This is a genomic window from Myxococcus vastator (assembly GCF_010894475.1).
In the GTDB taxonomy this organism is placed as follows: Bacteria; Myxococcota; Myxococcia; order Myxococcales; family Myxococcaceae; genus Myxococcus; species Myxococcus vastator.
This window is the reverse complement of the sequence record NZ_JAAIYB010000028.1, coordinates 1-13,986: the sequence shown is the minus strand read 5'-3', so window position 1 is coordinate 13,986 and position 13,986 is coordinate 1. Positions and strand designations below refer to the sequence as shown.

The 13,986-nt window shown below is 69.8% G+C and carries 12 protein-coding genes; 5 read left to right on the top strand and 7 right to left on the bottom strand.

The annotated features are described in order from the left end of the window. The first annotated feature begins 41 nt into the window (after positions 1 to 41). The 3 genes from G4D87_RS04790 to G4D87_RS04780 all read left to right on the top strand — a co-directional run bounded on the left by G4D87_RS04790 (position 42) and on the right by G4D87_RS04780 (position 1,859). On the top strand, positions 42 to 686 hold the full coding sequence (locus tag G4D87_RS04790; RefSeq protein WP_163779400.1) for a glutathione S-transferase family protein: 645 nt from the start codon (positions 42 to 44) through the stop codon (positions 684 to 686). A gap of 102 nt (positions 687 to 788) precedes the next feature. Next, entirely contained in the window at positions 789 to 1,421 is a 633-nt protein-coding gene (locus G4D87_RS04785; protein ID WP_163779399.1) for a hypothetical protein, read from the top strand. Between the two features lie 18 nt (positions 1,422 to 1,439). After that, positions 1,440 to 1,859, top strand: a complete 420-nt coding sequence (locus G4D87_RS04780; protein WP_163779397.1) for a hypothetical protein — start codon at positions 1,440 to 1,442, stop codon at positions 1,857 to 1,859. Between the two features lie 39 nt (positions 1,860 to 1,898). On the opposite strand, the gene G4D87_RS04775 is transcribed toward G4D87_RS04780, so the two are convergent. The 5 genes from G4D87_RS04775 to G4D87_RS04755 form a co-directional block, all read right to left on the bottom strand. Further along, positions 1,899 to 2,267 carry a metal-sulfur cluster assembly factor gene (locus G4D87_RS04775; protein ID WP_163779394.1) on the bottom strand — a complete coding sequence of 123 codons (369 nt, stop codon included), beginning with the start codon at positions 2,265 to 2,267 and terminating at the stop codon, positions 1,899 to 1,901. Further along, complete coding sequence (locus G4D87_RS04770) at positions 2,260 to 3,339, bottom strand: amidohydrolase family protein (protein WP_163779392.1); 1,080 nt, start codon at positions 3,337 to 3,339, stop codon at positions 2,260 to 2,262. Before G4D87_RS04770 ends, G4D87_RS04775 begins: the two co-directional genes overlap by 8 nt. A gap of 42 nt (positions 3,340 to 3,381) precedes the next feature. Next, complete coding sequence (locus tag G4D87_RS04765) at positions 3,382 to 5,658, bottom strand: hybrid sensor histidine kinase/response regulator (protein ID WP_338044895.1); 2,277 nt, start codon at positions 5,656 to 5,658, stop codon at positions 3,382 to 3,384. A 253-nt stretch (positions 5,659 to 5,911) separates the two neighbouring features. Next, positions 5,912 to 7,141 carry a type II toxin-antitoxin system HipA family toxin gene (locus G4D87_RS04760; protein ID WP_163779391.1) on the bottom strand — a complete coding sequence of 410 codons (1,230 nt, stop codon included), beginning with the start codon at positions 7,139 to 7,141 and terminating at the stop codon, positions 5,912 to 5,914. Between the two features lies 1 nt (position 7,142). Continuing rightward, positions 7,143 to 8,816, bottom strand: a complete 1,674-nt coding sequence (locus tag G4D87_RS04755) for a DUF262 domain-containing protein (RefSeq protein ID WP_163779389.1) — start codon at positions 8,814 to 8,816, stop codon at positions 7,143 to 7,145. Between the two features lie 450 nt (positions 8,817 to 9,266). On the opposite strand from G4D87_RS04755, the gene G4D87_RS04750 reads away from it, so the two are divergent. Beyond that, positions 9,267 to 10,766, top strand: coding sequence for a M20/M25/M40 family metallo-hydrolase (locus G4D87_RS04750; RefSeq protein WP_163779387.1), 1,500 nt, complete (start codon positions 9,267 to 9,269; stop codon positions 10,764 to 10,766). 234 nt (positions 10,767 to 11,000) lie between these two features. Continuing rightward, positions 11,001 to 11,327 carry a hypothetical protein gene (locus tag G4D87_RS04745; protein WP_163779386.1) on the top strand — a complete coding sequence of 109 codons (327 nt, stop codon included), beginning with the start codon at positions 11,001 to 11,003 and terminating at the stop codon, positions 11,325 to 11,327. Positions 11,328 to 11,335: 8 nt separating this feature from the next. On the opposite strand, the gene G4D87_RS04740 is transcribed toward G4D87_RS04745, so the two are convergent. Then, positions 11,336 to 12,262 carry a phosphotransferase family protein gene (locus G4D87_RS04740; protein WP_163779384.1) on the bottom strand — a complete coding sequence of 309 codons (927 nt, stop codon included), beginning with the start codon at positions 12,260 to 12,262 and terminating at the stop codon, positions 11,336 to 11,338. Positions 12,263 to 12,271: 9 nt separating this feature from the next. Then, positions 12,272 to 13,986, bottom strand: a 1,715-nt coding sequence (locus tag G4D87_RS04735) for an MDR family MFS transporter (protein WP_240358011.1), incomplete at its 5' end; no start/stop codon positions are given.

Here is a 13,986-nt window from a genome sequence, read left to right as displayed (position 1 = left end):
TTCGGCGCGTCCATGCCGCTCACCGACCAGGAGACATCACGATGATGACCGTCAGCGCGTTCAAGTGGGTTCCGCCGTTCGCACAGGGCCTGGTGCGGGACCTCCGGGTGCGGTGGGCGCTCGAAGAGGCGGGGCTGCCGTACCAGGTGCGGCTCATCGACAACAAGGTCCAGGCCTCGCCCGACTACCGCAAGCTCCAGCCCTTCGGCCAGGTGCCGGTGCTGGAGGAGGAAGGCCTGGTCCTCTTCGAGTCGGGCGCCATCGTGCTCCACATCGCCCAGAAGAGCGAGGCGCTGCTGCCGGCGGACGCGGCGGGCAGGGCTCGCGCGGTGACGTGGCTCTTCGCGGCGCTCAACTCCATTGAAATCATGATTCAGCCGCTGGCGGAGGTGGACCTGTTCTTCGCCCAGGAGGAGTGGGCGAAGCTGCGCAGGCCGGGCGTCGTGGAAGCGCTGAAGGAGCGCCTGGGCGAGCTCGCGGCGCAGCTGGGCGAGCGCGAGTACCTGGAGGACCGTTTCACCGCGGGGGACCTGATGATGGTGACGGTGCTCCGCATCCTTCGGCACACGGACGTGCTCGACGGCTTTCCCACGCTGAAGGCGTACAAGGAACGCTGTGAGGCCCGCCCTGCGTTCCAGCGCGCCCTGGCGGCCCAGATGGCGCCGTTCCAGCAGCCCCGCGCTTGAGTGCCTGACACGGCGCCTGGATAGGGTATCGTCGCTATCCAGCGCCGTGCGCACGTGGCCACATTTCAGCCTGATTGGCGTCCGGTACGTCAGGTGGAACGGATGATTCACCGACTTGGAATGTTGCTGGTGGTGGTGGCTGCCTGCAGCAGTGGCGACTGGTACACCCGGACAGGGCACGACGTGTGGTTCGGGTTCCGCGGCAATTCGGTATGGGCTCGCGGGCCTTGGCCCGAAATCCAGCCATCCAGGGACCTGGACGAAGTCATCGACCAACTGTGCCCCGCCATCATGCAGCTGCCACGGGCTCGCGATGGTGAGTACGGCCAGGAGTACTGCGGGGCGCTCTATTCCCTGGGAGACGGAACCTATTACGCGACCTACGGCTCCCCTTTGGGGACGACCGTCATGGTCGGGCCCAGCAATCGCAAGCGGTGCATTCCACCTCGCTATGTGGTGGACGGGCGCGGGCGAACGGCGCCCATCGCGGACTACCACAGCCATCCATGGGCACCCTCGGAGATGTCACCCGAGGACAGGCAGGCGGACCTCCAGCGCTTCATGATTCGTATCCAGTTCGATACGGACTGCACCGTCATGAAGCTGGTTCCCTACGTCAACGAGTCTCGTCCCGGAGAGGCGTACGTGAGGCGGGGGAAGCAGTGGGTGTTGATTGGCGTCATCAAGAACGAGGACAAGCGGTATGGGCGTATCACGGACGTCGGCAGCGATTGACGTTGGCGAGGTGGCCGCATGAAGCGCACGTTCCTGCTCTGGGTGCTGCTGCCTGGATGTGCCCTCTTTCGCCCGGCGGCGCGTCCTGTTCATGCGTCACCGGAGGAAGCGGCACGCGTGACGTTTCCTCGCGACTTGCCAACAGAGGGGCTTCTTGAATTGTCGGGTCCCACGGCCGCGGCCATCGCGCTGGCCATGGAGGATTTTCGACCCTTGGGGACGAAACCGCACCGAGGCGCTACGCCGCTGGAGCAGTGCCTCTACCGGCGCGAGGCCTTCAACGTCGCCACCGCTCCGGGGCCCGAGGGTATCGTTTTTGTTCGCTTCGCCTTCAGCCCCAGCAATTGCGCCGAACATGAGCGAGAAATCGTGCTCGACATGGGCGCGACCTACGCAGTGGACGTTCCCGGAGGGCGAATCCTCGCGGTCCAACGTTGAGCGCTGGCGGGCACGCACCCGCCAGCGCCTCGGTACGGCTCAGGAGCGGCGTTGCGCCTCGTCACGCGGCAGCAGGCGTCCACCCAGCATGGTGATGCGCTTGGCCGCGAGCCGCTCACGGGCCTCCGGCGCGATGTCCTGAGGCGTCCACTTCAGGTCGTGGTCGAACTCCACGTTCACCGCGGTGACGCCCTCCACCGTCAGCAGCCGCTGCTCGATTTCCCGCATGAAGTAGGCGGCCATCATGCACATGGGCGAGGTGATGTGCAGGCGCACCGTCACCTGGCCCTCCGTGCGCTTCACCGACTCAATCAGCCCCATCTCCCCGATGCCCAGCGGCACGCCCGTGGCGCAGCTGCACGGGTCCGGGATGTCCTGGATGCGCTCGCGCAGGGCCTGCTCATTCATACAGGCTCTCCTGGTAGCTGTACGGCGGGAGGTCGCCGCGCGCCGCCTTCAGCTTCGCGAACGCGTCGTTGGCGATGTTCTTCTTCACCGCCTCCACGTCCACGCCCGCGTAGCGCGCGTAGTTGCCGCCCAGAATCATCCGCTTCACGTCCGGCGTCACCTGCATGCCCGCCACCTGCACCAGCTCGTCCGGGAGCTGGAAGTCATGCCAGAACTTGTGCAGCGCCGGGTGCGGGTGGCTGAACACCGTCCCGGAGCCCCACATGATTTTCTCCGGGCCCGCCCACTTCAGCAGCGCCGCCAGGGACTCGGCGAACCAGCGCTCGCGCTTCACGATGAGCGCGCCCGTGACTTCCAGATTGACGTACACGTTGGGGAACAGCGACAGCTGCATGCCCGTCTCGTCCAGGAAGGCCATGCCGCCGTGGACGATTTCGAAGTTCAAGTCAGGGAAGGCATCCGCCGCCCCGCCAATGTCATCCACCTTGTAGGGCTCCAGCGGCACCGCGCCCATGGGCAGGCCCTTGTGCACGGCGATGTTCTTGATGCCCAGCTTCTGCGCCCGCTCGAAGAGCGGGAAGGCGATGCTCGGGTCATCCATGCGCCAGCCCGTGTGGCGGAACTTCTCCCCCAGCCACGCCGCCGGGTAGAGCTTCAGGCCGCTGGGCTTGAGCGTCTCGCACTGCTGCTCCAGGTCGTCCAGCGCCGCCGTGCCGCGCAGCGGGTCCACGCCCGCGTACACCAGGAAGCGGTGGGGATAGTTGCGGTGAATCTCCAGCGTCTTCTCATAGGAGCACAGGCCGTCGTGGTACAGCGTCTGGAGCGGCAGCACGTGGTGCACCGCCAGGTCGACGCCGCTCTCCACGAAGAGCAGGTGCGCCAGCTCCTGCACGGACCAGTTCTTCAGGAAGCCCTCCGCCGTGGGGACGCGGTACGCCTCCCCGGACAGCCCGCTGTGCAGCCCCCAGATGAGCCCCGAGAGCGACTCGGCATACTTGCCGGCGCGGTAGTTCGTGGGATGGAGGTTGTAGGCGTGTGTCACCGCATCGATGACGAAGTTGCCGTCAATCACCCGAGGACTCCTTTCACGGTTGGGCCGGGAGGATGCCCGGCGTCATTCGCTGCCACCAGAGGCACCCAGGAGCTGTCCCAGGCTCTGATGAATCGACTCCACGTCGAAGGGCTTCTCAATCTGGAGGTTCGGCACGCGCTCCAGGAACTGGCGGGCCCGCGTGGTGTAGGAGCCGCCGGTGATGAAGATGAAGCGCGCGGCGATGCCGTCCCCGCGCTCACGGACGCGCTCGTAGACGTCCATGCCGGAGATGCCCGGCATCATCAAGTCACAGAAGACGGCGTCGAAGGGCGCGCCCGACGTCAGCACCGCCAGCGCGTCCTCGCCGTTGTTCACCACCGTCACCCGGTGCCGCATGCCGATGATGCGCGCCAGGGAGCGGCCCACCGCGGGCTCGTCGTCAATCACCAGCACCTGTCCCCGCCGCTCGGCGTGGGGCGCGGGCGTCGCCGGCGCGGCCCGGGTGGGGACGGCGTCCGGCGCCGTGGGCAGGGTGACGGTGAAGGTGGTGCCCCGGCCCGGCTCGCTGCGGACGATGATGTCTCCGCCCAGCTTGCGGATGAGGCTGTGGCAGATGGACAGCCCCAGCCCCGTGCCCTTGCCCACGGGCTTGGTGGTGAAGAAGGGGTCGAAGACGCGGGAGAGCACCGCGGGCGTCATGCCGCAGCCGGAGTCGCTGATGTCCACCAGCACGCTGCCCGGCGGCCCGGAGCGGACCCACACGGTGATGTGGTGCTCCTCGGCGTTGCCTTCGGGGATGGCCTGCGCCGCGTTCACCAGCAGGTTGAGGAACACCTGGCCCAGTCGCGAGCCGTCCGCGTGCACGGGCGGGACGGACTCGTACTTCTTGATGAGCCGCGCCCGGTGGCGCAGCTGGCTGGTGGCCATGTTGATGGAGAAGTCCAGCGGCTGCCGCACGTCCACCGCTTCGCGCCGCTCCTCGTCCTGACGGGAGATGAACTTCAAGTCCCGGACGATGTTGCGCACGCGCATGGCGCCTTCCTGCGCCTCCTTCAGCAGGGCCTCCGTGTCCTGCAGCGTCGCGGGCCACGCCACGCTGCCGGGGCCGCGCTCCCCGGCCCGCGTCAGCTCCGCGCCCAGGCGGCTCACGGACTCCAGGGCCGAGGCCAGGTTGGCCATGACGTAGGTCAGCGGGTTGTTGATTTCGTGCCCCACGCCCGCCGCCAGCGTGCCGGCCAGCACCATGCGGTCGTTCTGCAGGAGCTGCGACTGGGCCTGCTTGCGCTCGGTGATGTCGCGCGACATCACCACGACGGCCTCGTGCCCGTCGAACTCGATGGGGATGCCCACGCTCTCCGCGTCGTACCAGGTGCCGTCGCGCCGCAGGTAGCGCACCTCCCGCAGCGGGGCCAGCGCGCCCTTCACGGCCGCGGTGTGCACGCGGTCCTTCACGAGCTCCAGGTCATCCGGATGGACAATGCTCCAGATGGGCTTGGCCATCAGCTCGGCCGGGTCGTCGTAGCCCAGGGCCCGCAGCAGCGTGGGGTTGGCGTAGATGAAGCGCCGCTGGGTGTGCACGAAGATGCCTTCGGGGGCCCGGTCGATGAGCCGGCGGAAGCTCTCCTCCGAGCGGTGCAGCGCCTCCTGCGTGCGCTTGCGCTCGGTGACATCCTCGAACGCGAACAGCCGGTAGCGCATGGCGTCCCCCGCCACCGAGGAGGACGTGGACAGCCGGCGCAGGGTGCGGCCATCCGAAAGCCTGGCTTCGTCCTCCAACAGGCCCGGCACGCAGCCCTGGTCCGGGGCCGCGCACAGGCGCAGGAACTCCGCCGCGTCGCCGGCCTTGAGGCAGTGTTCAATCACCTCGTCATGGGTCAGCTCGCCCCGGTGGATGGCGCCCTCCAGCGCGGTGATGCCCCACAGCTGGCAGAAGCGGTGGTTGACGTAGTGGACCCGGCGCGTGCGGATGTCGACCAGGTAGAGGCCGAAGGGCAGGTAGTCACTCTCAGGCCAGGGCGCGGGGGACGGCTCCACGGCCTGTCGCACCGTGCAGTAGAGCGGCTCCGACTCCGACGCGGCGGTGATGCGCCAGGACAGAGGCAGCCAGGACCCATCCGGCTGACGCCAGCGACAGGTGCGTGAGGTGGGGCTCCCAGAACCCAGCTTCGCGAACAGGACGGCGGCGTCTTCGGCGAGTATGAAATCCTGCAAGGCCATGCCGCGCAGCGACGTCAAAGACAGGCCCACCAGGTGGCCAAAGGCAGGATTGGCTTCGAGCAACACGCCATCACGGCCCAGGATGACGGAGGGCTCCGAGGACTGCTCGAAGAAGCGGTGGGCCCACTGCTCGGTCAAGATGCTTCCCTTGGGTTGCCAGGGCGCAGCCAGCGCCGGCTTGGGGGGAAGGCCGGCTCATGGCATGCGAAGTGTTCGTAGATGCCTTTGCGCTTTCCAGGACATAGACACTATTTGTGGAAAAATTGCATGTCCTGATTTCATGGACGGCCCCGCTCATACTCGGAGTCAAGTCTCTGACGGGCTGCCTGCTCGGCGGCCGAGTGCCCATGGTGGGGCGGGCCCCACCCGGGGCTGACGTCGCGAGGACTCCGGCTCATTGCCCCTGGAGCAAAGGCACGCGCTTCCAGTGGGCTTCGATGCGGCGGCGGCTCTCTTCCGGCAGCGGGAGCTGCGCGTGGAGTGAGGACCAGGTGTCGAGCGACGCCTCCACCGCGGACTTCACCACGGGCAGCACGTCGGTGACGGGCAGCGCCAGCTTCCGGGCCAGCCGTTCAAAGCTGCCCAGGGAGATGTCCTCGAAACGCTTGGACTTCGCGAAGTTGAGCGCGAGCGTGTCCGCCGGCATGTACTGGAGCGTGGACACCAAATCGTACGCGGGCGACAGCGTGGCGCGCGTGCCGTCCGGGTAGAGCAGGGACCAGTTCTTGTGGTGCGCGTCACCGTTGCCAATGACGGCGATGAACACCAGCCGCCGCAGGAACTCATGCAGCGCGTCCAGGCCAGCGACCTTGTAGATGACGTTGGCGACCGTCTCGTAGTTGTACTTCTTGTACTTCTCGTCCGCGTACAGCCCCAGCACCTGCGTCAGGTCCTCCATGTGGACGCGGCGGCCGGGCTCGGGACGGTCGAAGCGGCGCACGGCGTAGGCCACGTCCTCGCGCAGGGTGATGCCTTCGGGCAGGCCCTGGATGTCGGCCACGCTCAGCAGCGTCACCTCGGGCACGGTGAGGCCGGCGGCGCGGGCCCACGTCATCATGGAGAACTCGTTCTCCGGGACGCGGTCGTAGCGGTTGTCCGGCAGCTTCACAATCCAGTTGCCGCCGCGCCCGCCCGCCGGGAGCGTCATCGCCTTGTCCCGGCGCAGCATGGAGAACTTGAGCTGCACGCCCGCCAGCGAGAAGCGCAGCGGCTCCTGCTCCTGCGGCGCGTGGGGCGGCTGGGGTTCTTCCAGTGGCTCCAGGCCGCTGAGTGACAGCACGCTGGCGGGCCGCACGACGATGGCGCCGGGCAGGTCCTCGCCCAGCCGCGCGATGAGGAAGAACTCGCGCTGGCGGGCCACCTGCTCGCGTTCCGCGATGAGCTCGCGCAGCGTGCCCTCCGGGAGCAGGTTGGAGAAGAACGAAGGCAGGCGCAGGCGGCTGACGTGCCGGCGCGTGAGGTCGTCCTCGAAAATCTGCCCCAGCACCGGGCGTGGGTAGCGCTGGCGGTACTCCTCCGCGATGACGAACTCGATGCGCTCGTCCTCCAGCAGCGTCAGCGTGCCGACGTGGACGTCGCCCAGGTGGACGTCGAGGATTCCGGCCGTGGTGCGGGTGGGCTCCAAGTCAGTCCTCCTCCTCGACGACCAGTGATTGGAGGGACGGACGGTCCGACTCCTCGTGGCGGGTGCGGGCCCGCAGGAACTCGATGATGTGTCTATCGATGAGCTCCATGCGCTGCATGAGGAACTCGAGCGTGCCGCCCTCGCGCAGCGTGTCGCGCATGGCGGGCGTCACCGCCTGGCTCTGGAGGACCTCGGGCGGCGGCGCGGGCTCCCCGCGCAGCACGTCCAGCAGGGGCTGGCCGGGCAGGGGTGGGTGCAGCAGGTAGTTGGCGGGGGTGAAGAGGAAGGAGCGGTACAGCGCGGGGTCCAGCTTCAGCTCGGCGTCCGGCTCCTGCACGGTGAGGGACTTGAGCACGGGGCTGAGGCTGACGGGGTCGGTGTCGCTGAAGAGCTGGGACGGCTCCAGCAGGGCGCCGGTGCGCAGGTGCCGCGGCTGGAGCGCGTACAAGGCATTGAGGGCCATGCCACGCGAGCGCAGCGCGAGGCCAAACGTCGCGGGCTGCGCGTGCTGGGCCAGCCATTCGTCGGACAGGGGCCGCACCTGCGCCAGCAGGGACTGGACGGACTGCTCCTCGTCGGGGCCGATGGCGGCCAGCAGCTCCTGCGGCGACAGGGCCCGGCTGTCGAGGAAGCTGTCCACCAGGCTGCCGCGCCAGAACCCGCGCGCGAGCAAATCCCGGGTGCGCGGCGACGGCTCCGGGTGCAGGTGGAAGAAGCGCGCGAGCAGCACGAAGTAGAGCGGGTTCGTCAGCAGGCGCCCGTGCGGGATTCCCGCGTCGCGCTTGAGGAAGATGATGACGCTGCGCAGGGCCGCTTCCGTCTGGAGCAGCGTCTGCGTGAGGTCGTCCTCCTCGCGCAGCTGCTTCTGGAAGTCCTGGGTGAAGTCCAGGCCGCGCACCGCGAGCACGGCCTTGAGCAGCAGGGATTCGTCGATGCGGCCGAAGCCCAGCTCCAGCAGGCTGGTGGCCAGCGCCTTGAGATTCGGCAGCCGCGAGCCCGCGGCGCCGCCGTAGAGCGCGTTGAAGACCTCGTCGTCGGTGAGCGGCTTTCCGGAGGTGTTGAGCCGCTTGAAGATGATGCGCAGCGTCTTCTCCTCCGCGGCTTCGACGACGTACGCGGGCATCTGGTACTCGCGCGCCGCCTTGCCCAGGCGGATGGCCGCGCGCACGTGCTCCGGGTTCTTCTCGCGCCCCGGGTAGCGGTCCAGCCAGCCCAGCAGCTGCTCGCTGTCGAGCACCCGGTTGAGCGGCAGCCAGTGCGGCGGCGTCGGCTCGCCGGGCGCGGGCTGGACGATTTCCTGCGTGTCCAGGTCGAAGAAGAGCGTGAAGCCGTCCCGCGCGGCGAGCGCCTGCTCCGGGTGGAGGAGCACCGCGGCCAGCGCGGTGATGCGCTGCTGTCCGTCCACCACCCACAGCGCCTGGCTGTGGGACGGCGCGTCGATGCGCACCGGCCCGAAGCTCACGCTGGCGGCGGGGGCCTCGCGCTTCCAGAAGAGCAGCGTGCCGATGGGATAGCCGCGGTACACGCTGTCGAGCAAATCCCGCACATCGCCAGCCTCCCAGCGCAGGGGCCGCTGGAAGTGGGGCAGCCGCACCTCACCGCGTCGGACCCGGTCCAGCAGGTCCTCGATGCTGAATGCCGTCGCCTGGGGCCGCCGCGTCAGGGTGGATTGCATGCGCTTGCCTCTGCCGGGCCTGTAACACGCCCCGCACGGGATGCCCGCCTTCCGGTGGAACCCCCGGGGAATCGCCCGATTTGGACAGTGAGGGTGGAATCGTCTGTCTTCACGGGGTGTGAATGTCCGATTATGGGCTCGAAGGGGGAGCGTGCTTGACGGGCGCCCGCCCGCCCTTCAACATGCCGTCCACGTTTCCTCTTCGGAGTGAGACGCGGCGGCGGTGATTGCCTCCCCCAAAAGCGACACCGCCGTGGAAGTCCCAGTTGAGCCCCGCGCGCCGCGTTCCCCCTCTCGGCGCGCGGTGGCCCCTGGGATTCCCGCTCCACTCCTCGGTTCCCTGCCTGGATGACGCACGGGCGCTGGCTGCTTCCGGGCGGTGGTGACGCTCATCGTCGCTTGCGAGCCCCAGGGCCTCGGCGGAGAGTGGGCGCCTCCCCTGGAGGACCCTTGCCCGTCGCCACCTTCATCCTGCCCGCTTCCCTCGCGCTCCAGCTGCTTTCGGGAGCCGCACCCGCCGCGAAGTCGGCGCCCAAGGCCGCCCCGGCGAGGCCCGCCGTCACCGCGAAGCGCGCCGCGCCCGTGTATGCGCAGGCGACCGCGGAGAAGCTCATCGGCCCCGCGCTCACGGATGGCCATGCCTATGCGCGGCTCGCCGAGCTGACGGATGGCATTGGCCCGCGTCTGTCGGGTTCGCCGGGCGCCGAGGCCGCCGTGCAGTGGGCGCTGCGGTCCTTCAAGGCAGACGGCGTGAAGGCGTGGCTGGAGCCGGTGAAGGTGCCGCACTGGGTGCGAGGCGAGGCGTCTGGCGAGGTGCTGGCCTCCGAGCGCACGCGGGGGCATCCCCTGGCGCTGCTGGCCCTGGGTGGCAGTCCGCCCACCGCGCCCGAGGGCCTCACCGCCGAGGTGGTGGAGGTGACGTCGCTGGAGCAGCTGGAAGCGCTGGGCGCGGCGGTGAAGGGGAAGTTCGTCTTCTTCAACCACACCATGTCGGTGGCCGCGGACTACGGGCGCTTCGCGGGGCTGCGCTCACGCGGCCCCGCCGCCGCCGCGAAGCATGGAGCGGTGGGCGCGCTGGTGCGCTCGCTGGCCACCGCGTCGCTGCGCACGCCGCACACGGGCGCGACGAACTTCCCCAGCGACGGTCCGCGAATCCCGGCGGCGTCGGTGTCCACGGAGGACGCGGACCTGCTCCACCGGCTGCTGGCGGGCGGCGCGGTGCGCGTGAAGCTGATGCTGAGCAGCTCCGAGCTGCCGGACGCGGAGTCCTCCAACGTCGTGGCGGAGATTCGCGGCCGGGAGAAGCCGCGGGAAATCGTGCTCATCGGCGCGCACCTGGACTCGTGGGACGTGGGCACGGGCGCGCATGACGACGGCGCGGGCGTGGTGATGGTGATGGAGGCCGCGCGCCTCATCGCGAAGCTGCCGCAGGCGCCCCGGCGCACGGTGCGGGTGGTGCTCTTCATGAACGAGGAGAACGGCCTGCGCGGTGGGCGGGCCTACGCGGAGGCGCACGCCGCGGAGCTGCCCCGGCACGTGGGCGCGCTGGAGATGGACGCGGGCGGCGGGCGGCCCGTGAGCATCAGCGTGCGCTCGGGCGAGGGTGGACAGGAGCTGCTGCGCCCGTGGCTGCCGCCGCTGACGGCGCTGGGCGTGACGCAGTTCTCCGCGCGTGAGGCGGGTGGGGCGGACATCAGCCCGCTGGTGCCCGCGCGCGTGCCCTTCTTCGGCGTGGAGGTGGACAGCAGCCGCTACTTCGACGTGCACCACACGGAGGCGGACACGCTGGACAAGGTGGATCCGCAGGACCTGGCGCGCAGCACCGCCGCCGTGGCGTGGATGACATACGCGCTGGCGGAGATGCCCGGCACGCTCACGCGCCCTGAAGCGCCGGCGCCGCGTGGGCCTGTGCCTGTGCCTGTGCAGCAGTCGAAGAGCGCGGGGCACTGAGGGGACTGCCGATGCGCCCCTCGGATTGCCGAGGGGCGCTGTGGGTGCCGTGCGGGCTTCCGTTGCGCGACGGGGCGTGGCTTTCGGTGTGTTGGCCCGAAGGTGCCTTCCGAGGCGTCGGCGGGCTTGCGTCGCGCTGGCGACGGTCGACGCCATGGGGAGTGTCTGCTGCCTCTTCTCGTGGTGTATGTCTTGCTTTGGCTGTGCCCGCTCAATGCAGGTCGGAGGTCATTCATGACGAAGCAAGGCAAGCGTGTTCCGGGGCTGAAGTGGGTCATCGCCGCGTTCGTCCTGGCGGGCTGTCGCGGCTCCGAGGGCGAGGTGCCCACGTCGACCGAGTCCAGGCTGTCGCTGAAGGAGGGACAGGTGCTCGGTCCGGCGTGTACCGGGGAGCAGAAGCAATGTCCCGAGGGGCTCACCTGCGCCTCGTTCAACCTGGGCTCCGGCCCTGAAGTCCGCTGCGTCCGGTCCCCGGAAATCTGTGACCTGTTCAAGTGCAGCAGCGGCGAGTGCGTGGTGCTGGAGAGCTACCCCATCCAGGTTCGTTGTAGCGGCTCCTGAGCCACGCGCTATGCGCCGAACGTCGGGTGCTCCCCAAGTCCGGTGAGCGCCCGCTGTCCGGCGGCGAGGTACTCCGGCCGCCCCAGCGTCTGACCGAAGGCGATGTCGGCCACCGCGCGGCAGGCGGCGAACCACCGTGCCCGCGTGAGGACAGCGGGGCTGACCGCGCCATACGTCTCCAGCGCGGAGGCCAGCATGGGCGCCCCGCCCCAGTGGAGCAGGCCGGCCAGATCCCTCGCGGGGTCTCCGACGCACGCATCACTCCAGTCAATGACTCCCGTGGGAGCACCGCGGGCATCGACCAGGACATGCTCCGCGGCGAAGTCGCCGTGGACCAGCCGGGGCGCGCCGCGTCCCTCCGTGGGACGCACCCTGAGCCGCTGCTCCCAGTCCGCCGCTCGGCTCGGGTCCACATGGCCGTGTTCGGCGGCGAGGCGCAGGTCGTCCACGGCGGCGGCTGACCAGGCCTCGAGCTCCGGGTCGTCGTCTCCCGGAACCCCGAGCGCATCGGCTTCGGCGGGGTCGAGCGCATGGAGCGTCCCCAGGAAGGCGCCGAGCCCGCGGCCGAGGCCCGACAGGTCGAGCCGCCCAGGCTCGACGAGGAGCGCGGGCGTCCCGGGAAGCTTCTCGTAGCCCGCGAAGCCCCCCGCGAGGCCGACGGCGGGGGGCGCGAGGAAACGGTAGACGGGGACCGGCAGGGGAAGGCGGGGCCCGAGCCACGCCGTCAGGCGCGCCTCCCACGTCAGGTGCTCGGCGGCTTCGTCGCTCTTGGGAAAGCGGAAGACATAGCGTCCCTCCACCTCGAAGGCCTGGTGGTCCATGCCTTCCCCCAGGCGGACGACCCGCGCCGTCGCGAGCGAGGGAAACCGCGCGTGGATGTGCTCGGCGGCCTCCGCGTCCGTGAGCGCGGGTGGCTGTTGCGCGTCGTGGGCCATGCCGTGACTCTACTGCTCCGGGACGCGGGCACGTGGCTCGATGCGCCGGTGCCTCCGGCGCAGGTGCTGCTCCGGCAGGAACAGCGTCACCAGCAGCGCCGCCAGGGCGATGAACAGGGTGACGCGGTACACGGCGGAGACGCCGAGCGTGAACGCCACCTTCAGCGCCCGGTCCGCCGCGTCCACCGCCGCCAGCGCCTGTCGCTCCTCCGCGTTCACTTTCGCCCGGGCCTCGGGGGCGACGGCGGCCCGCCGCTGGGCATCGAACTCCGCGCGCACCCGCGCCTTCACCTCGTCCGCGCGGAACACCTGCCCGGTGGGGCCGCCTTCGCCAGTGACGTCCGGCGCGGCGCGCGTCACCTCGGCCTTCACGGCGTCCGGGAGCGCCGAGGTCGCCTGCGCCATGCGCGCCTCCAGCTCCGAGGACAGCGTGGACGCGAACACCGTCCCCAGCAGCGCCACGCCCAGCGTCATGCCCAACTGCCGGAAGAACGTGGCCGCCGCCGTGCCCACGCCAATCTGGTCCGGCGGCACCGCGTTCTGGATGGCCATCGTGTAGAGCGGAATCGACGGCCCCAGGCCCAGACCCACCAGCACCATCTTCGCCGTCACCTCCGCCTGGGTGGAGTCCGGCGTCAGCGTGAAGGCCATGACGGCGAAGCCCGCCATCAGCAGCACCAGCGAGCCCAGCAGCAGCGCCTTGTAGCGGCCCACCCGGGACACGAGCTGCCCGCTCAGCACGTTCCCCGCCACCACGCCCAGCGTCAGCGGCATGATGGTGAGCCCCGCGCGCGTCGCCGACAGCCCCACGACGTTCACCATGAACAGCGGCAGGAAGACGACGCCCGACAGGAACGCCCCGCCGACGATGAACACCGCCGCGTTGCCCGCGCTGAAGGCCCGCAGGCGGAACAGCTTCAAGTCGAGCAGGGGCTCGGGCGCGCGCCGCTCCGCCCAGAGGAAGGCCACCAGCCCCGCCGCCGACAGCGCGAACAGGCCCAGGATGCGCCACGACGTCCAGGCCCAATCGCCGTCGTCTTGCTGCCCCAGGCTGAGCGCCAGCAGCAGCGGCACCAGCGCCACCGCGAGCGCCAGCGCCCCTGTCACGTCCAGCCCACCCCGGCGCTCACGGTGAGGCTTCAGCGGTGGCATGCGCGCCAGCACCAGCGCCAGCGCCACCGCGCCCACGGGCAGGTTGATGAAGAACACCCAGTGCCAGCCCAGGTGGTCGGTGATGAACCCACCGGCCAGCGGCCCCACCACGCTGGACAGGCCGAACATGGCGCCGAAGAGGCCCTGGTACTTGCCGCGCTCACGGGGCTCGAAGAGGTCGGCCACCACCGCCAGCGCGGCGGTGAACAGTGCCGCGCTGCCCAGCCCCTGCACGGCGCGGAAGAGGATGAGCGCCACCGTGGAGCGCGCCACCCCGCACAGGAAGCTGCCCGCGAGGAAGATGAGGATGCCCGCGGCCAACACCGCGCGCCGGCCCAGCAGGTCCGACAGCTTGCCCCACACGGGCACCATCATCGTCGACGCGACGAAGTACGACGTGGTGAGCCACGGGTAGAGCGAGGCGGGGATTCGCAGGTCCGCCTGGATGGCCGGCCCCGCGGTGGCGACAATCGTCTGGTCCAGCGCGGCGAGCAGCAGCCCCAGCACCGCGCCCAGCAAGGTGAAGACCTTCTGGGAGCGCGTGAACGCCGGAAAGACGGGCGGCGCATCGG